Origin of the sequence: Aeribacillus sp. FSL M8-0235, from assembly GCF_038000355.1 — a bacterium.
In the GTDB taxonomy this organism is placed as follows: Bacteria; Bacillota; Bacilli; order Bacillales; family Aeribacillaceae; genus Aeribacillus; species Aeribacillus composti.
Genome location: NZ_JBBOBW010000001.1, coordinates 921,631 through 941,803, shown reverse-complemented (window position 1 = coordinate 941,803; position 20,173 = coordinate 921,631). Strand labels below are relative to the sequence as shown.

25 protein-coding genes are annotated in these 20,173 nt (G+C 37.6%); 11 read left to right on the top strand and 14 right to left on the bottom strand.

From position 1 onward, the window contains the following. Nucleotides 1-25: 25 nt before the first annotated feature. Complete coding sequence (locus NSQ71_RS04640) at nucleotides 26-223, bottom strand: hypothetical protein (RefSeq protein WP_340733120.1); 198 nt, start codon at nucleotides 221-223, stop codon at nucleotides 26-28. Between the two features lie 127 nt (nucleotides 224-350). On the opposite strand from NSQ71_RS04640, the gene NSQ71_RS04635 reads away from it, so the two are divergent. Next, nucleotides 351-734, top strand: coding sequence for a kinase-associated lipoprotein B (locus NSQ71_RS04635; RefSeq protein WP_063387055.1), 384 nt, complete (start codon nucleotides 351-353; stop codon nucleotides 732-734). Nucleotides 735-829: 95 nt separating this feature from the next. Here the strand turns inward: NSQ71_RS04635 and kapD are convergent, their stop codons facing one another. After that, on the bottom strand, nucleotides 830-1,450 hold the full coding sequence (gene kapD, locus NSQ71_RS04630) for a 3'-5' exonuclease KapD (protein ID WP_063387101.1): 621 nt from the start codon (nucleotides 1,448-1,450) through the stop codon (nucleotides 830-832). A gap of 146 nt (nucleotides 1,451-1,596) precedes the next feature. On the opposite strand from kapD, the gene NSQ71_RS04625 reads away from it, so the two are divergent. Continuing rightward, a complete protein-coding gene (locus NSQ71_RS04625; protein ID WP_340733117.1) occupies nucleotides 1,597-1,998 on the top strand; it encodes a thiol-disulfide oxidoreductase DCC family protein in 402 nt (133 codons plus the stop codon). A gap of 136 nt (nucleotides 1,999-2,134) precedes the next feature. On the opposite strand, the gene NSQ71_RS04620 is transcribed toward NSQ71_RS04625, so the two are convergent. Continuing rightward, nucleotides 2,135-2,326, bottom strand: coding sequence for a hypothetical protein (locus NSQ71_RS04620; protein WP_130157067.1), 192 nt, complete (start codon nucleotides 2,324-2,326; stop codon nucleotides 2,135-2,137). Nucleotides 2,327-2,499: 173 nt separating this feature from the next. Here NSQ71_RS04620 and NSQ71_RS04615 point away from each other — a divergent pair, with 173 nt between their 5' ends. From NSQ71_RS04615 to mnhG, 7 genes are read left to right on the top strand one after another with little or no spacing between them, the layout of a single operon-like run. Then, entirely contained in the window at nucleotides 2,500-4,920 is a 2,421-nt protein-coding gene (locus NSQ71_RS04615) for a Na+/H+ antiporter subunit A (RefSeq protein WP_340733114.1), read from the top strand. After that, complete coding sequence (locus NSQ71_RS04610; protein WP_130157063.1) at nucleotides 4,892-5,329, top strand: Na(+)/H(+) antiporter subunit B; 438 nt, start codon at nucleotides 4,892-4,894, stop codon at nucleotides 5,327-5,329. Before NSQ71_RS04615 ends, NSQ71_RS04610 begins: the two co-directional genes overlap by 29 nt. Continuing rightward, nucleotides 5,329-5,667 carry a Na(+)/H(+) antiporter subunit C gene (locus NSQ71_RS04605; protein WP_144597768.1) on the top strand — a complete coding sequence of 113 codons (339 nt, stop codon included), beginning with the start codon at nucleotides 5,329-5,331 and terminating at the stop codon, nucleotides 5,665-5,667. The genes NSQ71_RS04610 and NSQ71_RS04605 overlap by 1 nt, the downstream gene beginning before the upstream one ends. Next, the gene (locus NSQ71_RS04600; RefSeq protein ID WP_066249250.1) at nucleotides 5,664-7,148 is read left to right on the top strand and encodes a Na+/H+ antiporter subunit D; all 1,485 of its coding nucleotides are present in this window, start codon (nucleotides 5,664-5,666) and stop codon (nucleotides 7,146-7,148) included. The genes NSQ71_RS04605 and NSQ71_RS04600 overlap by 4 nt, the downstream gene beginning before the upstream one ends. Nucleotides 7,149-7,153: 5 nt before the next feature. Continuing rightward, complete coding sequence (locus tag NSQ71_RS04595) at nucleotides 7,154-7,630, top strand: Na+/H+ antiporter subunit E (protein ID WP_130157059.1); 477 nt, start codon at nucleotides 7,154-7,156, stop codon at nucleotides 7,628-7,630. Next, entirely contained in the window at nucleotides 7,630-7,917 is a 288-nt protein-coding gene (locus tag NSQ71_RS04590) for a Na(+)/H(+) antiporter subunit F1 (protein WP_311066996.1), read from the top strand. Before NSQ71_RS04595 ends, NSQ71_RS04590 begins: the two co-directional genes overlap by 1 nt. Then, on the top strand, nucleotides 7,898-8,263 hold the full coding sequence (mnhG, locus tag NSQ71_RS04585; protein WP_311066995.1) for a monovalent cation/H(+) antiporter subunit G: 366 nt from the start codon (nucleotides 7,898-7,900) through the stop codon (nucleotides 8,261-8,263). The genes NSQ71_RS04590 and mnhG overlap by 20 nt, the downstream gene beginning before the upstream one ends. Before the next feature lie 43 nt (nucleotides 8,264-8,306). Here the strand turns inward: mnhG and NSQ71_RS04580 are convergent, their stop codons facing one another. From NSQ71_RS04580 to NSQ71_RS04560, 5 genes are all read right to left on the bottom strand, one after another. Then, complete coding sequence (locus NSQ71_RS04580) at nucleotides 8,307-8,945, bottom strand: response regulator transcription factor (RefSeq protein WP_066249242.1); 639 nt, start codon at nucleotides 8,943-8,945, stop codon at nucleotides 8,307-8,309. Between the two features lie 66 nt (nucleotides 8,946-9,011). Further along, on the bottom strand, nucleotides 9,012-11,339 hold the full coding sequence (locus NSQ71_RS04575) for an ATP-binding protein (RefSeq protein ID WP_311066994.1): 2,328 nt from the start codon (nucleotides 11,337-11,339) through the stop codon (nucleotides 9,012-9,014). 18 nt (nucleotides 11,340-11,357) lie between these two features. Continuing rightward, nucleotides 11,358-11,525 carry a competence pheromone ComX gene (gene comX / locus NSQ71_RS04570; protein WP_082829505.1) on the bottom strand — a complete coding sequence of 56 codons (168 nt, stop codon included), beginning with the start codon at nucleotides 11,523-11,525 and terminating at the stop codon, nucleotides 11,358-11,360. A gap of 16 nt (nucleotides 11,526-11,541) precedes the next feature. Next, entirely contained in the window at nucleotides 11,542-12,474 is a 933-nt protein-coding gene (locus tag NSQ71_RS04565) for a polyprenyl synthetase family protein (RefSeq protein WP_082830254.1), read from the bottom strand. A 117-nt stretch (nucleotides 12,475-12,591) separates the two neighbouring features. Then, nucleotides 12,592-12,732: a DegQ family regulator gene (locus NSQ71_RS04560; RefSeq protein WP_063387066.1), complete on the bottom strand. Its 141-nt coding sequence runs from the start codon at nucleotides 12,730-12,732 to the stop codon at nucleotides 12,592-12,594. A gap of 339 nt (nucleotides 12,733-13,071) precedes the next feature. Here NSQ71_RS04560 and NSQ71_RS04555 point away from each other — a divergent pair, with 339 nt between their 5' ends. After that, the gene (locus NSQ71_RS04555) at nucleotides 13,072-13,311 is read left to right on the top strand and encodes a helix-turn-helix domain-containing protein (RefSeq protein ID WP_232515690.1); all 240 of its coding nucleotides are present in this window, start codon (nucleotides 13,072-13,074) and stop codon (nucleotides 13,309-13,311) included. 49 nt (nucleotides 13,312-13,360) lie between these two features. On the opposite strand, the gene NSQ71_RS04550 is transcribed toward NSQ71_RS04555, so the two are convergent. The 3 genes from NSQ71_RS04550 to NSQ71_RS04540 form a co-directional block, all read right to left on the bottom strand. Continuing rightward, nucleotides 13,361-13,609, bottom strand: coding sequence for a YueH family protein (locus tag NSQ71_RS04550; RefSeq protein WP_066249236.1), 249 nt, complete (start codon nucleotides 13,607-13,609; stop codon nucleotides 13,361-13,363). A 79-nt stretch (nucleotides 13,610-13,688) separates the two neighbouring features. Then, nucleotides 13,689-13,907: a spore germination protein gene (locus NSQ71_RS04545; protein ID WP_066249233.1), complete on the bottom strand. Its 219-nt coding sequence runs from the start codon at nucleotides 13,905-13,907 to the stop codon at nucleotides 13,689-13,691. A gap of 63 nt (nucleotides 13,908-13,970) precedes the next feature. Then, nucleotides 13,971-14,501: an HD domain-containing protein gene (locus NSQ71_RS04540; RefSeq protein ID WP_117016970.1), complete on the bottom strand. Its 531-nt coding sequence runs from the start codon at nucleotides 14,499-14,501 to the stop codon at nucleotides 13,971-13,973. A gap of 278 nt (nucleotides 14,502-14,779) precedes the next feature. On the opposite strand from NSQ71_RS04540, the gene ald reads away from it, so the two are divergent. Then, entirely contained in the window at nucleotides 14,780-15,922 is a 1,143-nt protein-coding gene (gene ald / locus NSQ71_RS04535; RefSeq protein ID WP_063387070.1) for an alanine dehydrogenase, read from the top strand. Between the two features lie 427 nt (nucleotides 15,923-16,349). Here the strand turns inward: ald and NSQ71_RS04530 are convergent, their stop codons facing one another. The 3 genes from NSQ71_RS04530 to NSQ71_RS04520 form a co-directional block, all read right to left on the bottom strand. Beyond that, nucleotides 16,350-17,843, bottom strand: a complete 1,494-nt coding sequence (locus NSQ71_RS04530; RefSeq protein ID WP_340733096.1) for a leucyl aminopeptidase — start codon at nucleotides 17,841-17,843, stop codon at nucleotides 16,350-16,352. Nucleotides 17,844-17,933: 90 nt separating this feature from the next. After that, nucleotides 17,934-18,551, bottom strand: a complete 618-nt coding sequence (locus tag NSQ71_RS04525; protein ID WP_063387072.1) for a 3D domain-containing protein — start codon at nucleotides 18,549-18,551, stop codon at nucleotides 17,934-17,936. A 330-nt stretch (nucleotides 18,552-18,881) separates the two neighbouring features. Beyond that, nucleotides 18,882-20,084, bottom strand: coding sequence for a transposase (locus NSQ71_RS04520; protein ID WP_339192838.1), 1,203 nt, complete (start codon nucleotides 20,082-20,084; stop codon nucleotides 18,882-18,884). Between the last annotated feature and the right edge of the window lie 89 nt (nucleotides 20,085-20,173).

Sequence of the window (20,173 nt, the reverse complement as noted above, 5' to 3'; positions counted from 1 at the left end):
CGTTGGGAGGCATCGCCTCCCGGTTTCAGCTTCTTTTTTTCTCATTTTCTGAAAGCTTTTTCAGCAGCTCATTCGCTTTTTCTTCTTCCTTGCGGGATATTTTTTTAAAAAAAATGATCGCAACTACAGCTAAAATGATAAACGGAACCATTTGCAAAAAACCATATAAATATTCAATTTTATTTTCCGGAAAATATAGAATAAAATATAGAAGCCATTCCATGATCATCACGACCTTTCAAATCCATTCTATCTTTTACTATAGCAAAATTTTGCTTTATCATGCCATCTGCTCTGAAAATAAAAGTGTACAATAGGTGAAAACATTACAATTGCTGGAGGGGAAAACTTTGGACATAAAAGTCGGGGATATCGTTACAGGCATTTATAAAACCGGTAAATATATCGGGGAAGTTACCGAAATTCGGGAGAATCATTATTTAGTAAGAGTAAAAGCGGTTTTAAAACATCCGATGCAAGGGGATTTGCACCAGCCGAAACAAGCAGATGTTCCGTTCTTTCATGAACGCAAAGCACTTTCCTTCAATGAACAAGCAAATATTCCAAAAAAAATGGTTCACCATTATAACGGGGAAATTCCTGATTACGAAACTTCTCTGAAAGAAGCTTCCGCTGCTTTAAAGAAGGAGCTTGAGGAAGATGGAAGCGATTGGGCATTGCGTTCTCTTGAAAACTTGAATCGATTAGAGAGAGAATATTTTAAAGCATTATGAAAAGATGGTTCCATTCCTTTAGCAATTCGAGGTTTAATCCGAGAGAATATTTTAAAGCATTATGAAAAGGCCACTACAAATTGCAGCTGGCCTTTTCATGTCGCTTGCTTTTGCCATAATTTTGTTAAATCTATTCGTTCACCAATTGTCAGCGGCTTTGGTTTCAAAAGATATTGCTTATCTTTTTCAATCAGCTTAAAAATATTAAAAGTTGTTAACGCATCGTCAAGTGCACGATGATGCTTGCCGATTCCTTTTTTGCCGTATTCCTCCACAGCTTTCCACAATCCTGTTTGATTGCGGTCGCCAAAAAATTTTTTATATTCCATTGATAAATCGATCTCCGTACCTGCTATTGGAAATGGCAGTCCATGCTCTTTGCAATTATGGCGAAGAACTTTCATGTCCATGTTGCCCCATGTCACGATCATTGTTTCTTCCCCAAAAGAAAGCTTGCGAAGAAGATGAACCAATTCGGAAAACGATAGACCGTTATCAACTTGTTCTTGGGTAATTTCCAAAAAACGCTTACATCGTTCTGTTAATTTTGGAAAAAATCTAGGTTTTACAAATGTGGAAAACGTCTCTTTAATTTTTCCCCTTTCTACCTTTACGACACCCGCTTCGATAATTTCCGGAAAAAAGCCTTCCGGATTCATTTTGTTCTCAGCCATTGTAAATTCAAAATCAATAAATAACTGCTTCTTGGCCTCCACGTTATCCTCCCCCCTTATGAATCACTGCTCCGAAAACACCGTTACTTCATTATATCATTTAACAAGAATAAATATCTTCCATTTCGGAAAATAAAAAATTTTTTATGAATTTTTTATTATAAAATAGAAGAAAGGAGTGAATATCGATGAAGACAAAAAAAATCATTCTTTTCGACGGCATGTGCAATTTTTGCGATTCGACCGTAAATTTCATCATTTCGCACGATCCAGATGAAATTTTTATATTCGCACCGCTGCAATCAAGCAAGGGAAAGGAATTATTACAGCAATTCGGCCTTTCGACTGAATCTTTTGATTCGCTCGTATTATCGGATGGGAATCGCTGTTATACAAAATCCACTGCTGCTTTACATATCGCCAAACACTTAAGCGGGTTTTTGAAAATATTTTACGGATTCATCATCATCCCGAAACCAATTCGCGATTTTATTTATCAGATCATTGCTAAAAACCGATATAAATGGTTCGGTCAAAAAAACAAATGCATCCTTCCTAGTGAAAACATAAAAAAACGTTTTTTACAATAATCCGAGGAATTTTTAAAACTGCCTGTTCATCTCATAAATTTTTCTTTCTGTAAAGAAAGAAACTGGACAATCGCCAATTTCTTTTAAAAAACTCGATTTTACTTGTATTTTCTTTAATGTTTTTGGCATTTCATTCTTAGTAATTGATGACACGAATGTATTCTCTTGGTGCAAATTTTTCTTCATTCATATTTTTGGAAAAAGTATTGATTGGCGTCCACTCATATGATGGATGTACATACGTCTGTTTCGTTTGTTCATGCAAATACCATGAAATGCTGAATAATAAGATAAAAATTAAAACGGCTGTCATTACCTTTTTTGTCATCATACCACCTCATTTTCAAGGTGGGAAATTTCACAAAAAAATATACATTTTATGATTTTTTTGATACGATATTTGTGGTCTTATGAACTTGAAATTTAAAATGCTATATATGCAAAAAATATTGAGAACAATAAAATACTGCTAGTCCAAAACATTGGATAAGGAGGGTTTACATGACATTTCTGCATTGGGCTATATTATTTCCATTTCTATTTGCTTTCATGGTACCATTCCTATATAAGACATTTCGGAAAATACATACTGGATGGTTTGTGCTTCCCCTTCCTATATGTTTATTCATATTTTTTCTTCAATTTTTGCCGGGAGTTAAGTATAAAGAAGGTATCGTACAAACTGTTAAATGGATTCCATCATTAGGAATTGATTTTGCTGTTTATGTGGACGGACTCAGCCTTCTGTTTGCTTTGCTCATTACCGGTATCGGATCTCTCGTTGTTCTTTATTCGATTTACTATTTGTCGAAGGAAAAAGAACAGCTGAATGCGTTTTACGTTTATTTGTTGATGTTTATGGGGTCAATGCTTGGAGTAGTCTTAACTGATAATACTATTGTTTTATATACTTTTTGGGAAATTACCAGCTTTTCTTCTTTTCTATTAATTGGCTATTGGCATTATCGGGAAAGATCACGTTACGGGGCGCTAAAATCGATGCTTATTACTGTTTTCGGCGGGCTTTCCATGCTTGGCGGATTTATATTGCTCTACATCATGACTGGAACATTCAGCATTCGTGAAACAATTGCCCAAAGCAGCAGTATCGCCGACAATGGATTATTTATCCCAGCCCTTATTCTGCTCTTATTGGGAGCATTTACAAAATCCGCCCAATTTCCTTTTTACATTTGGCTGCCTGATGCGATGGAAGCGCCAACGCCAGTCAGTGCCTATCTCCACTCAGCAACGATGGTGAAAGCAGGCATTTATTTAGTTGCTCGTTTCACACCTGTATTTGCAGGAAGTGCCGAATGGTTTTGGATCGTTTCACTTTTCGGAATTTTCACCTTATTCTGGGGATCCTTCCATGCGGTGAAACAAACAGATTTAAAAGCGATGTTAGCCTTTTCAACTGTCAGCCAGCTCGGCATGATTATGTCCCTTTTAGGTGTCGGCTCCGCCGCCCTCTTGTTTGATCATTTTGAATTTTATTCCGTTGCGATTTTAGCAGCGATTTTCCATTTGATTAACCATGCGACATTTAAAGGCAGCCTATTTATGGTTGCAGGCATTGTTGATCATGAGACAGGCACTCGAGATATTAGAAAGCTTGGCGGACTCATGTCCCTTATGCCCATTACCTTTACGATCGGTTTAATCGGCGCGTTTTCTATGGCAGGTCTTCCACCATTTAATGGATTTTTAAGCAAGGAAATGTTTTTTACCGGTATGATTCGAGTATTGAACATGGATGTATTTCAAACAGAAACATGGGGGTTTTTACTTCCAGTGCTCGCATGGATCGGCAGTATTTTTACATTTATTTACAGTATGATGTTTGTTTTTAAAACATTTGCTGGAAAATTGCAGCTGGAAAATCTGCCTAAAAAGCCCCACGAGGCGCCGATCGGAATGCTGATTCCGCCTATTGTGCTGGCATCCCTTGTTGTTATTTTTGGATTTTTTCCAAACTTGCTTGCTTACAGCTTAATCGAACCGGCAATGAAATCTGTCATGCCTAGCTTGTTGAAGGATGGAGAACATTTTCACATTCATATTTCACATTGGCACGGCTTTACTGCGGAATTTTGGATGACAGTTGGCGTAGTGATACTTGGAATATTCCTATACTTGACAGCGTCAAAATGGAAAAGAGTTTACGATCTGCAGCCGAAAAGGATGACGCTCAATCAATTATATGATCATTCTTTAAAAACGGCAGGCAAAACTTCCAACCGGCTGACAAGCTTTTATATGACTGGATTTATTCGCGACTATCTCGTCTATATTTTTGCATTTATGATCATGGCAGTTGGAGCGACAATGATCATCAAGCAATCAATCTCTTTTGCTGCGGATGATGCTGCACCTGTCGGAATTTATGAATTGATCCTGTCGATTGTTATGATAGCCGGTTCAATCACAGCTGTTTTGGCAAGATCCAGATTGACAGCCATTATTGCACTTAGCTCCGTCGGGTATTCACTCGCACTGTTTTTCGTTTTATTTAGAGCGCCGGATTTAGCCTTAACGCAGCTAGTTATTGAAACGGTATCAACTGCCTTGTTTTTGCTTGCTTTTTATTTCTTACCTGAGCTGCAGAAAAAAGATAAAACTCGAAGATTCCGCCTAGTGAATTTTATAATTTCAGCAGGCGTCGGGGGGATTGTAACGCTGCTGGCCATTTCCGCAAGCAGCGAACGCACTGGAAAAACGATCGCGGAATACTTTCTGGAAACGAGCTATAGCTTGGGCGGCGGATACAATGTCGTCAACGTTATACTAGTCGATTTCCGCGGCTTTGACACGCTGTTTGAAATAACTGTTTTGGCAATCGCAGCGCTTGCTGTCTACAGTATGATTCGCCTTCGCACAGGAGGGAAAGACGTTGAAGAAAACGGGTTTAAAAACGAATGATCTTATTTTGCAAACAATTACAAAAATCGTGCTTTTTATCGTGATCATTTTTTCGTTCCATTTATTTTTCGCTGGCCATAATGCCCCTGGAGGCGGGTTTATCGGCGGGCTCATCACATCAGGAGCAATCGTTTTATTATTGATCGCTTTTGATGTCAAAACCGTGAAAGCGATTTTGCCCATTAATTATGTTAAAGTGGCGGCGTTCGGATTATTGATTGCGATTTTATCGGGGATCGGCTCCTTTCTTTTCGGAGTTCCATTCCTTTCTCATACACATGGCCACGTTCACATACCGGTTTTAGGCGATACGCATCTTGCGACTGCTGTCATTTTTGATCTCGGTGTATATTTTGTTGTTGTTGGCGTGACAATGACGATTATTCAAACGATTGGAGAGACGGAATAATGGAGATTGTAACTTCCATTGTTGCAGGAATTTTGTTTATGACAGCTACATATTTAATGCTTTCAAAAAGTTTATTGCGGATCATTATTGGAACAGGTCTTTTGAGTCACGGAGCTCATCTCCTCATTTTAACGATGGGGGGACTGAAAAGAGGAACTGTTCCGCTGCTAGATGAACACGCAGCTTCTTATGTAGACCCTTTGCCGCAAGCACTTATATTAACTGCAATTGTCATTAGCTTTGGAGTAACAGCCTTCTTTTTAGTGTTAGCCTACAGATCTTATCAAGAACTTGGAACAGACGATATGGATCAATTGAGGGGAAATGATCAGAAATGAATAACAATATCATTATTTTACCGATAATTATTCCTATGATAACTGCAGTATTGCTTATTTTTTTCAATAAACAAGAGAAAGTGCAAAAATATTTAAGCGCTGTTTCTTCTGTTATAAATATCGGCATTTCCGTTTTCCTTGTTCACTATGTTCATACAAACGGAATCATTTCCCTTGAAGTCGGAGATTGGAAAGCGCCGTTTGGGATTGTTCTTGTAGCCGATATGTACGCGATTCTGCTTGTTTTAACGGCAAACATTATTGTTTTTGCCTGTTTGCTATTTTCCTACAAAATAGTAGATTATAATCGAAGCAAATTTTTCTACTATTCCGGCGTCATGTTTTTATTGACCGGAGTGTCCGGTGCTTTTCTGACAGGAGATCTTTTCAATCTGTTTGTGTTCTATGAAGTTATGCTCATGTCTTCTTATTTTTTAATTGTTCACGGAAATTCAAAGCCGCAATTAAGAGAAACTATTAAATACATTTTAGTAAATGTTATTTCATCGGCTTTATTTGTCATATCCGTTGCATTTCTATATGCTGTAACAGGTACATTAAACATGGCTGACTTGAGCCTGCGAGTCGCAGAATTAGGCTCATCCGGCATCATCGCGGCCATCTCCATCATGTATTTAATTGTATTCGGATTGAAAGGAGCCATTTTCCCGCTTTTTTTCTGGATGCCCGGCTCCTATCAGGCTCCGCCAGCAGCTGTTACGGCTCTATTTGGTGCTCTTTTGACAAAAGTTGGCGTCTATTCGATCACAAGAGTGTTTACGCTTATTTTTTTGCAGGACATTGCATTTACTCATACGTTTATCGCATGGCTAGCGGTGCTTACGATCATATTTGGCGTTATTGGCGCCATTAGCTTCTCGGATATTAAACAGATCGTGATATACAACATTTTGACAGGCGTTGGTGTCATTTTATTCGGAGTGTCCACAATGACCGAATCAGGTTTAGAAGGATCTGTTTATTACATGATCCACGATATGATTATTAAAGGGTTGCTGTTCCTTTTGGTCGGAATCGTCTTTTCGATCACTGGAACAACAAACCTTGATAAATTCAGTGGACTAATAAAAAAATACCCAACACTTGGGTGGATGTTTTTTATCGCCGCATTAGCTTTAGCCGGCATTCCACCATTAAGCGGTTTTATCGGGAAACTGAAAATAGTCCAAGGGGGATTTGAGCAAGGTGAATTTGTATTAGCTTTCGCAGTCTTGCTTTCAAGCCTTTTAGTCCTATATTCTGTGATGAAAATATTTATTAACGGTTTTTGGGGAGAGGAAAAAATTCCGCAAGTTCGGGAAACCAGTCAAGTAAAAAGTCTTTACGTTCCGGCTGCTTTCTTGCTTGCTCTCTCATTATTTTACGGGCTTGGCACAGAATTTATCTCTTCATACATCAAACAGGCGGAACAGGTTCTTCTTTCTCCAGATCTTTATATTGAAGCCGTATTAAAGGAGTAGATCACATGGCCTTTCAAATACTGTTAAATTTTATGATTGCCATTACATGGATGCTTTTGCAGGATGACTACTCATTCATCACATTTTTTATCGGATATCTTTTAGGTATTATCATTCTTTTCGCGCTGCGCCGTTTTTTTCCAAGACGATTTTATCTGTACAATATTGCCGCTGTCATAAAGCTCATATTCATCTTTTTGAAGGAGCTTGTCCTTGCAAATATTGCTGTTTTAAAAATCGTTTTGTCGCCAAAATTGAAAATGGAGCCTGGAATTTTTGCCTTTGAAACAGAATTGGAAAAAGATTGGGAAATTACGATTCTATCCAATCTCATTACTTTAACACCAGGAACATTTGTTATTGATATTTCCGATGATAATAAAACGCTTTATATCCATTCTGTGGATATAGCGAATGTCGAACAAGCAAGAAAAGATATAAAAAGCAGTTTTGAGAAAGCTATTAAGGAGGTGAGCCGTTAATGTTTGAATTTATTATTTGGATTTCTTTGGCTCTTATCGCTTCTTCCTCTTTCTTATTGATGATTCGGCTCATCAAAGGCCCATCCGTTCCAGACCGTGCCATATCATTAGATGCGATCGGCATCAACTTAGTCGGGATCACAGCGATCATGTCGATTGTTTTAGATACAAGCGCTTTTTTGGACATTATTTTATTAATTGGAATTTTAGCTTTTATCGGCACGGTATCGATTGCTAAATTCTTGGAGAAAGGAGAAATTATCGAAAATGATCGAAACAATCAGTAAGTTTGTGATCGGATATCTCATTCTCCAAGGAGCCTTTTTCAGCCTAATTTCCGCCATTGGTGTGTTGAGGCTACCAGATGTATATACGAGAAACCATGCGGCTTCCAAAAGCGCGACATTAGGTGTGCTCTCTATTTTACTAGGGGTGTTCTTATATTTTTGGGTGCTTGAAAACCATATGAATGGAAGAGTTTTGCTGGGAATCCTGTTTATATTTTTAACATCGCCTGTAGCAGGACATTTAATCAGCCGCGCAGCTTACCATACAAAAGTGAAACTATGGGAAAACAGCAAAATTGATGAGTTAAAAGAAAAAAAGAAAGCAAAGGATAAGGTTCATTCATGAGCCTTATCTTTTATAGCAATCAAATTGGACGGGACTTCTTAATTTAAAGAATGCCTTCTGACTTCGCAATTAATACGGCTTCTGTCCGAGAGCTGACGTGCAGCTTATTAAAAATGGAAGTGAGACTATATTCAATCGATCTTTTGCTTAAATGCAGCTTATCTGCTATTTCCTGATTTGTTAGCCCTCTTTCGACTTCCATTAAAATCATTTTTTCCCTATCTGTTAAAGGCTCATTTGCTTCTTTCATAGATGGCGACTTTAATGTCTGTCGTTCAATCAATTTTTTTACGTAATCAAATGATAGAATAATCTCACCAAGCAACGCATGGCGAATGTGAGATAATATTTTCTCTTTTGACTCCGTCTTGCTGATTACTCCATGAATGCCTAAGGAAATCGCTTCTTCCATATAATCATTGACATCATATCCAGTATAAAGAAGGACTTTGCATTGGTGTTCTTGAGATGTTATTTGCTTTGCCAGTTCAATCCCGTTGACGTCACCTAAATTCATATCCATAAGAACTGCATCATATTGCAAAAAATCGATTTTCTTCATAAGTTCAGCCGTATAAGGAGGCTCCAGACAATCCACTTCAACTTCAGAATCCGTCTCCAATATCGCTTTTGTCCCTTCTCTCACAGCAGGATGATCGTCAATCACTAAAATACGAATCATGTTTTCCACCTCTTTAGACAAAATCTACAGTAAAATGACTTGGCAAAAGCCAAGTCAAGAATGTGATTAAATTTCAATTAAGACCCGAAATCCATTTCCCGGAGAAGTCTCAATCTTCATTTCACCATCCAAAGCTTTTACCCTCTCTCTAATTCCGGACAATCCCATGCTTTCTGTTTTCGCATACAACAGTTCTTCATCGATGCCTACGCCATCATCTTCATAGTGCAATACAATTTTTTCTCTTATATTGACGAGCATAATTAATATTTGCTTCGCGTTCGAATGCTTGCGCGCATTTGATAAAAGCTCCTGAATGATCCGGTACAAATTAAGCTGCATGTTTATATCAAGCTGCTTGTTAAAATTCCCCGTATTAAAGCGGATTTGAAAATTACACTGTTCTTCGTATTGCGCTACTAGCTTTGATACCGCCTTGACGAGTCCCAAGTCATATAAAATTTGCGGACGCAGCTCTTGACACGTTTCCCTCGTCATATGAATGATATCAAGAATGTTTTGATTCATGCTCTGAATTTTTTCGATCGTAGCAGCAGGATATTGTCCAGATTCCTCCAGAACCAATTCGCATTGCCTTTTTAACGAAATCAAATCTTGCAGCACAGAATCATGCAAATCTTTCGCCAAATTGGAGCGCTGCTTTTCTTCAATTGCAAACAGCAGTTTTTTGAGCCATGCAGGATTGCTGTTTCCCTCTTCCGCTTTTTCAAGCCTTTCCATCAATTCTTCTATTTTCAAAAAGTTTTCTACAGTTACATTCGTATAAAAAGCAAGGGAATTCAGCCAAGAAATTTCATCACGAGTCAGTTTAGGCGTTTTAATGACAGAAAGGCAAATAATAACATATTTCCTTCTATTCGTTTCACCGACAGTTAACACAAACCCTTTATCAAATTCTACAATTTTCCCTATTTCTGTTACAGCATTTAAAATATCTTTTTCGTATGGGGCAATTTCTAAAAGACCGCCATCCCCATCATCATCAACCATTTCGATCCGTCCACTCTCATGAACAACAAGGCAGTATGCACGGCTGACCTTCAAAACCTCTAAAATGGTCGATTTTAACTCAGCCATCATCTGTTTTAAACTGCCTGCTTTCCGGATCCTTGACGTATACTTCAAAATGCTGTCCTGATAATTATATTTTTCCGAAAACCGCTTAAACCGGAAGCGGAAGTCAACAATTTCTTTAAAATAAAAAACACATATCATTAATATATATATAATAATTGAAAGTTGAATAGGGTAAATTTTGGGATTATGTTCTTTCAGCAGTATGATAAAAGCCACTAAAAAGATAGTCGGCAAAATGGAAAGGAGAGCATAATATTTGACTCTGCCTAGAATAAACTCAATATCATATATCTTTGATGATAGAAACTGATACACAAGGGCGAAAGGTATTAACAACATAAATGAAGACAGGAACACTGGTGAGAACAAAGCATCTTTTAAAATGATATACGGAATGACATATAATAGGACAAAAGGTGCAAAAGCAAGTACATTTGTAATAATTAAATTTCTAATCGTAAAAGATATCTCGGAAAGTTTAAGTTTTCTCATTCCTTTTACTTTCACTATAAACGATATTAACAATAAAAAGAGAAAGGTGATTAGATTCAACACTTTCGAATTATAATTAATATCTAAATCTATCGGTTGTTTATTTATGTATTCAATTAAAAAATTTACAATTACAAGAAAATACCCAAAAATAATTACTTTTTTATTAAATAATTCTTGTCCATGTTCATAAAAATAGTGATACAAAAAATGCAGATATATAACTGGAGTCAAAGTAAAAAATAAAACAACCATATATTGGGAAAAAATATCTCCCCGGGCAGAACTGGTCGCAAATAAATAGGCAAGAGATACACATAATAGAAAAAATTTCAATAAATATGGGGATAAAATTTTTAATTTTTTACTTGATCTATAGACAAAAAAACTGCAATACATAGATAGAAGAAAAAGAATAATTGGTATTATCATCATGAAAAATGTTTGAAAATCTAATGATGTTTCCTCAACGTTTATTTTAAATATACTGCCATCTGCCCGTTTGATTGTTAAATTCTTTACTTCTTGATAAACAAAAAAACTGCTCTCTCTAAAAAACTTTTCAGTAGGCACTCCATTTAATTCTAATACTTGATCCCCAATTTTTAGTCCTGCTCGATCAGCCCAAGCTTTCGGGTCAATATTTCTAATATAATATTGACCCTTTGATGTTTTTTCAATGTTTGTTCCTAAATAAGGATACGAGAGGTTGATTTGAAAAATATAAACAATAAAAAACAGCGAGCTTATAAATACTGCAAGTTTATATCCATAATCAACGATTTTTACCTTATTAAAAACCAAATATTTTCACCCTTTAAACTATTTCCAAAATCCAGCAGGCGGCAACAATTTTAAACCGTCTGTAAGTCCAGTAATAATGCCTAAAAGTTCATCAGAATCTTTAACTCCAATCAAACTAGCTTGTCCATTCACGACTTTCTCCAAAACATCAGGGTTTTCGATTAAGAAATTTACGATTTCTTGCATATTGATCTCTCCTTTTTTATTTTTTGATTAAATTTGTTAATAGTTCATCCAATTTCTCAGCAGGCAGCGGAAGTTTTTTTATATAAGTTTCAGCCTTCTTAAGCGCGATGTGTTTCATCACATTTAAATATTGGGTGACTCCCGCTTCCAACAGCTTTTCTTTAAAAGCTACAATGCTTCCAAAGTATTCGTCGAAGTCTTTTCCGCTGTGCACATATTGTAAAATATCCACGCTTGTTTGATTAAATTTCCTTTGCAAATAAAGTAATGCCAGTGACGGCTTCAAAAACTTCCTGTCCTGTTTATGCGGAGTAAACAATCCTTTATAATCATTCTCAATCTGGCCGGCAATCCCTACTTGGTGCCCGTATTCCTTAACTTCCTCGTATCTTTTCCCGCATGCAAACATGACACCCGCTTCAGCTGCAAGAGCTGTAAGGGAACCTGATTTCCATCTCATCATTTGCAAACATTCTTTTTCTGTCTTCACGGCATTTGCCAAATCAATATGCTGGCCTTTCATAGCCTGCAAAGCATATTCAAGAAACAGACCAAGGATCTCAGAACGATAAGGTGATGACAGCGAATGGATATGCGATAAACTTAACGTATAAAGAAAGGATGAGCTGTTAATCGCTTCCCCTCTATCAATATCCATCCACGGTTCTGTAAAGTTGTCCAGATCCTCCAAATCATCAAACATATCAAAAGCTAGGACGAGCAATTCAACAGCTGCCATAAGCTTGTACAATTCTTCTTCATCATTTTCGCTGTTGAATACGTTCGCATGCAAATAACAAAGCTCTGCAAAAGGAAATGTTTGTTTAGATTCGATAAAACGATGCAAAAGATTCCGCAAATAAAGCCAGTCTACAGACCTTTCGACCGCATCCTTCATAAACATTGCCACTTGAACTTTGTTTAATAATAACTCACTTTTTAATGCCATCCCCTCCTTTTGATCTGATTTATATTCAGCTTGAAATCTATGGATGTTTTACAATTATTATACTATAAATTATATATATTATCATAAAAAAGGCGACCAAATTTGGTCGTCGCCTCATTATACAATTTTCGTATATTGATATTTATCGTATTTGTCAATGCTCTTATTGATATTATCAAGCGCCTTTTTCGTTTCGTCTAACTCCCTTTCAAGCATTAAGAAGATCTTGTTGATTTTTTCGATTTCTTGATGATTCAAAGTATCACACTCCCTTGAAAAGATCCTTTTTTCGATCTTTCATATTTATTTTATAGAATTTTCGATCATTTTTCACCGAAAAACTAATTTGAAGTTTTATGCGTGATACCGAAAAACACGCAATGTGATTGTATGTGTCTTTTTGCGATGTATGGCAAACTTGTTATAAAGATTGCATGATCATGATTTTTATAACAGAAGGACTCCTTCTTTCCCCCATTTGTTAAATTCATATAAAAAAGAAGGAAAATTTTGATAAAAGAGGGTTGAATGAACGAAAGAACATTGATAGAATATTTTCTAAATCCCGAGAAGATATGACAAATAAGGGTGAACATAGTGGAAAAAAAAGAATATGTTATACATATTAAATTGGACAATTTATTGAAACAAAAAAGAATGACCAAACGAGAACTTGCCCGTCAAGCTGATATTCGCCATACGCTTGTATGGGAAATGTGCCACAACAAAACGAAGCGCCTTCCTCTAGATAAGCTTGCAAAAATTTGCTCCGTATTACAAGTCGACATACATGATGTCATAGAATTAGTAGAGAGAAAAGAAAGCAATCTAATGTAACCTCCGTCTGACAGCAGAGGTTACATGTTTCTCAAATCCTCTTGAAAATTTACATTTCTTGTATCCATTGAGTAATTTTCGAAGAAAGTGAAATGGCAATGTTCTCATTCGATCTTTTTGCAATAGAATTTTGTAAATGTTCTCTTGTTTTGTCATTGATTTCTTCATATTTAATGATCTTGGACCATTCAAGCTGCGGTACAGCAACTAATATATACTCCTCTTTTTTGTTTTCATAAATATAGACGTTTCTGATCTCTTCACCGTTATGTATTATATTTGCCTTTCGTACTTTCATTGTTTCACTCCTTTTTTCCCTCTATATAAAAAAATACCTGAGTTGAAAGAAAAATCAATCTCAGGTTTTGCAAAATATTTTACCTATTCCCTATTATCGGTTGATCAAAGAAACTTTTCGAATGTTCATTCGTTTTGCTGCGAACGTCAAATGTTTTTACATAGTCTCCAACATTTAAAGCTCCTGAACCAAGCGCAGATTTTAAACTCGCTTTAGGAGAAATAGAAAAGCTGTCACCCACTTTTATGATTCCTGAGTCGACTTTATTAATCTCAATTGGACCTACAAAAGAAGGCAAACGAAACCACCACTTCCATTGTTTGTTTATAGTATTGTATGATCAAACGCCTAAATTGTTCGCTTATACAATGGATTTTAACTGAGAATAGTACTTTTCAACTTTTTTATCTAGAGTCCTAATTTTCTTTAAAGCCAGCTTTTCGTCAATTTGACGGTAATGATGCATTCCGCCTGGTTCTTCATCCAATTCATCAGCAAGCCGAACTATACGCTGAAGAGGATTTTGCTTTAAATTACCATCAGGCAAATACGAATCCGTATGAAGGAGAATAGCTAAAGCAATTTGCTTGGCTGCTTCAGGCTTTTCCCCAAGCCTTATCAGCAGTTTATGCGCTCTGTTCGCTCCTTTTATTGCATGAATATCATTTTTTTGATATTTTTCATAATCCCATTTACCGTCCGTGTACCATTCATAATGGCCAATATCATGCAACAGCGCCGCCTTTGTCGCAAGATCGGGATTTACATTGAATGCTATCGCAAGACGAAAAGCGTGATCAGCCGTTTTAATCGCGTGAGCGATGCCAGATCGTTTTAAATATTTTTGTGTAATTGGATGAGTGAAGACTTCCATTAAAGTGACCCTTTTCACAGCTCATCCCTCCTAAATATTTCTGTATAAGATACCATATGTTCGAAATTTTCGCAACGGAAGTGGATTTTATAAATTTATGCAAATATACTGGCGGTTTCGCTGAAAGCTGCAGACAAACATACACCGATTTGCATATGATATAAAAACAAAAAATTCAATGAATGATTGCCAGCAGGAAAAGAAACAATAAAATGGACAGGTACATGAAAATTCCGACTCATTGTTGGTACATATGGAATATTAAAACGAAATTATACTATACAGGAGGGATTGCAATGATAATTGGTGTACCGCGGGAAATTAAAAATAACGAAAATCGTGTAGCCATTACACCAGCTGGAGTTGTTTCATTAGTCAAGGCAGGTCACCGTGTACTCGTAGAAGAAAGTGCAGGTCTTGGAAGCGGAATTCATGATGAAGAATATATTCAAGCAGGAGCCGAAATTCTTCATGATACAAGCAAGGTTTGGGAAGCAGATATGGTGTTGAAGGTCAAGGAGCCGCTTCAAGAAGAATATAAATATTTCCGTGATGGTCTTATTCTGTTTACTTACTTGCACCTTGCAGCTAATCCTGAACTGACAAAAGAGTTGAAGGAATCCGGTGTGATTGCGGTCGCTTACGAAACAGTTTCTGACGGTCATTCGTTACCCCTGTTAACACCGATGAGCGAAGTGGCCGGTCGTATGGCAACACTGGTTGGAACGCAATTTTTACAAAAACCGTACGGCGGAAAAGGTATTCTATTATCCGGTGTTCCAGGCGTTGAACGCGGCAAGGTCGTCATCATCGGCGGCGGGGTAGTCGGTACAAATGCTGCAAAAATGGCTATCGGTTTAGGAGCTCATGTAACGATCCTTGACGTAAGTCCTAAGCGTCTTCGGGAATTAGATGATCTTTTTGGCAACGACATTCAAACGCTCATGTCTAACTCCTATAATATTTTCGAAGCAGTAAAAGAAGCGGATCTAGTCATCGGTGCTGTCTTAATCCCCGGTGCAAAAGCGCCAAAGCTTGTGACTGAAGAAATGGTAAAATCGATGAAACCTGGATCAGTCATCGTTGATGTTGCCATTGACCAGGGCGGGATTTTTGAAACGAGCGATCATGTCACCACTCATGACAATCCGACATATGTAAAGCACGGGGTCCTTCATTACGCAGTTGCGAATATGCCGGGAGCAGTTCCGAGAACATCTACGTTCGCCCTTACTAATTCGACCATTCCATATGCATTGCAAATAGCCAACAAAGGGTTAGTAGAAGTAATCGCCAAAAACGAAGCGATCAAATTAGGTGTCAACGTTGCCAACAAAGAAATAACGTATGAGGCAGTCGCCCGCGATCTTGGGTACAATTATGTTCCTGTAGAAAAAGTTTTTGAAAAAGAGTTCGCAAATATGAATTCTGCCACATAATACACATATATTTTCGACTTACCTTAAAAGAAGGAAAACAGTTCTCCGCGAATCTATTATCAAAAATGCAAAAAAAGCCTTCGCTCTCTTTTGAAAAGCAATAAAAAATGCGCACTTATAGACATGTTAAGTACTGGGCTAATCGTGCACAATACAGACCAAATCAGGATAAATGTGCAGCAATTTGTTAAGTCAGAATGTGCCGACACATTATCCTAATTTGGTGTTGCTTCCGACAACATACATGTCAGAAAGAAATCAATCCACGATTTTCAAGCATACTGAATGGCGGTCATCTTTTTTACAAAATAGATTCCGTCTCTCTCCTATATTGAATTGCGGCTCCTGCCGAAAAACTGAAACAGCAATAACATTTCTGACATAAAGCCTAATCTGCAATAGTTCAACCGAATGATGGATGACTCCATCATGATTTAATCGGCACGAATTTTTCCACAAAGGCCGCCAATGTTCGAGTCATCACACCAGTTGCTCCTTCAGGTCCTAGAGGGCCTTTCTTAGCAGTAGTGGATGTCCCGGCAATGTCTAAATGAACCCACGGCGTATCTTCAGCAAATTCTGCTAAAAAAGCACCGCCCATTATCGCATGTCCTTCCCGGCCAGGGGAATTATTCAAATCCGCCATTTTACTGTTTTTTACCCGCTCGCGGTCATCTTCAAAAATTGGCAATCTCCATATTCTTTCATTACATTCAACAGACGCTTTCAAAAGCTGATCATACAGTTTTTCGTTGTTCGTCATCGCACCTGTTGTGTGCTTTCCGAGAGCAACAATAACTCCACCGGTTAAAGTGGCAACATCGATAATGTATTTCGCTCCATGCTGCTTTGCATAAGTGATGCCATCTGCAAGAGCTAAACGCCCTTCAGCATCTGTATTTAAAATTTCAATTGTTTTTCCGCTTAATGACACGATGACATCATCCGGTTTCATCGCTCTGCTGCCAATCATGTTGTCAGTAGCCGGAATAACGGCTACAACATTTTGTTTCGGTTTTATTTCACCGATAATTTCCATCGCTCCTAAAACGGCTGCTGCTCCTGCCATATCAGTCTTCATGTTTACTAACCCATCTCTAGGTTTTAACGAGTAGCCCCCAGTATCGTAAGTAATTCCCTTGCCGACTAAACCAATCGCATCGTCCCAAATCTTTTTTCCTTGGTATTTCAACACAATCATTTTAGGGGGTTCACTGGAGCCTTTATTTACCGCCAATATCCCCCCCATACCCATTTCCTCCATATCCTTTTTTTCAAGGATTTCGATCTCAAAAGAATATTTTTTGGCCAGTTCGATGGAATAATTCGCGAGTTCTGTCGCAGTTAATAAATTTGAAGGCATGTTCACAAGAGTTCTTGCCGAATTTGTTCCTCTTCCATAAACATAACCGGCAGTTAAGGCTGCGTTTATTTTCGCTTTATCTGCATCTGTCAAAACATGAACAGCTTCAATGCTTGATTCGCTGCTGTTTGATCGTTGTTTATAGTTTTTTATTTTGTATGTAGAAAGGGCAAACGCTTCCGCTAGTGCATGAGCTGCATCTATCTCTTCCACATCTCCTCCAATAAAGGTAGAAAGCTGTACGCTTACGATTTTCTTCTGATCTTGTTGAACAGCTTGAAACGCATGCCCAAAAGCTTCCATTGCCTTTTGGAACGTGAATTCTTTTTCTTTCCCAAGCCCGACAAAATAAATTCGTTTTACGTTTTCGGCATCAAATGTATATAGTTTTGCGACACTGTTTTTCGCAGAAGAAATTTCACCTGATTTTATAAGCTTGGTGAGTTGATTGTTCAATTTTTTATCCAGCTCCTGCAAAGCTTTTGATAAATTTCCGTTTTGCTTAAAAAGGCCAACAATTAAACTTTCCCCTTCTAAACCGTCTAGTACTTTAAACATTTTTCCACCTCCTTCAATTATTATACGAGGTCGAATAGAACTTTGCTTTATTTTCAAACCAAAAAATAAAGCCCATCCCTGTGGGATAAGCTACCGTTGTCTAAAAACTTCCATCGTTTTATTTTCGTTTAATTTTTTTAATTCCTCTTCTGTTAACGTTCCGTTTCCTTTTTTAACTAAATAAACATCCACTTTTTTCTTTCCCCACTGATTGTAAACATCTTCTACTGTTTCATAATACAAATCAAGCCGATTGCCTTTAATCGCAGCACCTTTATCTGCAACAACTCCGTAGCCATATCCGGGTACATAAAGTATCGTTCCGATCGGAAAAACGTTTAAATCTGCTGCTATAGTGGAAAAATGATCCCTTTTTACTTTAACACCTGAATAAGTAATTCCATATTCAGGGTGGCCAGGATGTTTTCCTGTCGACTCATATCCGGCTGTATATCCGGTAGCCACAACTGTTTTTTTTGGATACTTTGATAAATCAATGGATTTTTCCATCGTCTGTCCTTGATTTGCATGATTAATATTTTTTGCAACGGCTTGTTGAGAATTTTCTCTTTGATTATATTGTTTGATCACCCATTTTGTCAGTTCATCTGCTTTCACACCTGAAATGGTTTCAAAAGTTGTTAAAAACGCCCCAATAAACAACAGACTCATCATAATTCTTCTAGTCCACATTTTTATACTCTTCATTTTTTCTAATTTCACTCCTCTCACCGTCTATTTGTTTCCAAATCGTAAACAAAATATACGTTGGAGGAGCTTTTGAAAGGAGTGTATTTTTCAATACATTCCGACATGTATAAATTTTCCAATAAATTAAAAATAAAATGTAGGCACTCAAATAACATTGTTTTAACAAAAAAGCGTTTTTTTACATGAGCATTTTGCAAAATTAGATTTTTTGGATAAAAGTATAAAAAATAAAGCACTCGACAAATAGCTACCAGCATGTTATTTTACAAAATATTACAATAATCTTGTTTTCGGGCATACCTACAGAATTTTTCACATTGAATTTTTTTAAGCGGCTTTCTTCCCTTTATTTTCCTTTGCCATCGCTAGCGCTGAAACAAGTAATACAATAGCGTTCAGGTAAATATGGGTCTTTACTTTTTCAATTCCCCATACATGTAGGGAGTTCGCCGTAAGGTAGCTTTTCATTCTTGAATTACAGCGTTCTACACTTGTTCTCTCGTTGTAAAGCTCTTTCCAACGTTTTGTATCACGGTGCGGATTGGAATATCGGCGCACATCCTTTTTGATGTCGACTTTTACCACCATTCCATAGTTGGAAGATGAACAGGCTGCCATTCCTAATGGGCAATCCACTTTGCCGGTTGCGTGAGGACATCTGAACTTGAGCTGGTCCTTATCAGCTCCCCAATAAGTCATTTCATAACCCATGGAACAACGCGGAGTTCCATTGGAAGAAATCCCTTCAGGAGGCTCTTTTTCGTTGCGCAAATTGAGCGGGATAATGGCTTGCGCTCCAATGTTTTTGGCTGATTCATAGTTTTTTAGTTGGTCATATCCGCCATCCATGATCAGAAATTCAATTTTGGATTTGGTACGCTCTGCCACTTGCTCTATTAATTCTGGTGCGACTTCTCCATCGTTCACATGGGCAGGGGTTACTTTTATGGCTATTGGCAGTTCGCTTGCGGTATCGACTGAAAGATGCATCTTATAGCCAAACCAGGTAATTTTATTGCCGAAGGAATCATATTTTGCGCCCCAATTGGCATTACCCGTTTGTTCACTACGCTTTTTGGGCTGTTTCTTTTCATAGGCATCAATGGCGGCACTGTCGATGGCCTGGTGGCTGCCGTCAATTATTCCTTCCTCCTGAGCTAACTGTACCAAGTCAAGGAAGATCTTTTCAGCCAGCTTTTTTTTGGTAAGTGCCGCAAAAACCCGGCTGAGAGTGGAGATAGACGGTGCGGGGCGATCAATCGATAAACCGCATTGATAACGGAAACGAAGGTCTTTATCCAATCGATGATGAAGGGCGGTAAAGGTGTCGATGCCTTCGAGTGGGGCAGCGATGAGAGCCCTTAGAATCCCTTCTCTGGAATGACCGTCAGCCCCTCGGGGTGAAGAACTTCTCAACTGTTTAGCATAAGGGCGTAAATCAAGCGAGCTAAAAAAGATAGGTAATTTCTCTTTTGACTCTAATTTTTGCAGTTCTTCAAAGGAAAATAGGCTTTCTTGTAGAATATACAAAGTGACTTCCTCCTTTTGAATTTTTGTGGTTTCGTCACTTCAAAAATTCTACATTTTAGGGGTGAAGTCCTTTTTTATGTCTTTGAAAT

Bases quoted from the DNA above. Each gene is read 5' to 3' on its own strand.
- NSQ71_RS04640 (WP_340733120.1), bottom strand. From the start codon at position 223: ATGGAATGGCTTCTATATTTTATTCTATATTTTCCGGAAAATAAAATT.
- NSQ71_RS04625 (WP_340733117.1), top strand. From the start codon at position 1,597: ATGAAGACAAAAAAAATCATTCTTTTCGACGGCATGTGCAATTTTTGC.
- NSQ71_RS04620 (WP_130157067.1), bottom strand. From the start codon at position 2,326: ATGACAAAAAAGGTAATGACAGCCGTTTTAATTTTTATCTTATTATTC.
- NSQ71_RS04615 (WP_340733114.1), top strand. From the start codon at position 2,500: ATGACATTTCTGCATTGGGCTATATTATTTCCATTTCTATTTGCTTTC.
- NSQ71_RS04605 (WP_144597768.1), top strand. From the start codon at position 5,329: ATGGAGATTGTAACTTCCATTGTTGCAGGAATTTTGTTTATGACAGCT.
- NSQ71_RS04600 (WP_066249250.1), top strand. From the start codon at position 5,664: ATGAATAACAATATCATTATTTTACCGATAATTATTCCTATGATAACT.
- NSQ71_RS04595 (WP_130157059.1), top strand. From the start codon at position 7,154: ATGGCCTTTCAAATACTGTTAAATTTTATGATTGCCATTACATGGATG.
- NSQ71_RS04590 (WP_311066996.1), top strand. From the start codon at position 7,630: ATGTTTGAATTTATTATTTGGATTTCTTTGGCTCTTATCGCTTCTTCC.
- mnhG (WP_311066995.1), top strand. From the start codon at position 7,898: ATGATCGAAACAATCAGTAAGTTTGTGATCGGATATCTCATTCTCCAA.
- NSQ71_RS04580 (WP_066249242.1), bottom strand. From the start codon at position 8,945: ATGATTCGTATTTTAGTGATTGACGATCATCCTGCTGTGAGAGAAGGG.
- comX (WP_082829505.1), bottom strand. From the start codon at position 11,525: ATGCAAGAAATCGTAAATTTCTTAATCGAAAACCCTGATGTTTTGGAG.
- NSQ71_RS04565 (WP_082830254.1), bottom strand. From the start codon at position 12,474: ATGGCATTAAAAAGTGAGTTATTATTAAACAAAGTTCAAGTGGCAATG.
- NSQ71_RS04550 (WP_066249236.1), bottom strand. From the start codon at position 13,609: ATGAAAGTACGAAAGGCAAATATAATACATAACGGTGAAGAGATCAGA.
- ald (WP_063387070.1), top strand. From the start codon at position 14,780: ATGATAATTGGTGTACCGCGGGAAATTAAAAATAACGAAAATCGTGTA.
- NSQ71_RS04530 (WP_340733096.1), bottom strand. From the start codon at position 17,843: ATGTTTAAAGTACTAGACGGTTTAGAAGGGGAAAGTTTAATTGTTGGC.
- NSQ71_RS04525 (WP_063387072.1), bottom strand. From the start codon at position 18,551: ATGAAGAGTATAAAAATGTGGACTAGAAGAATTATGATGAGTCTGTTG.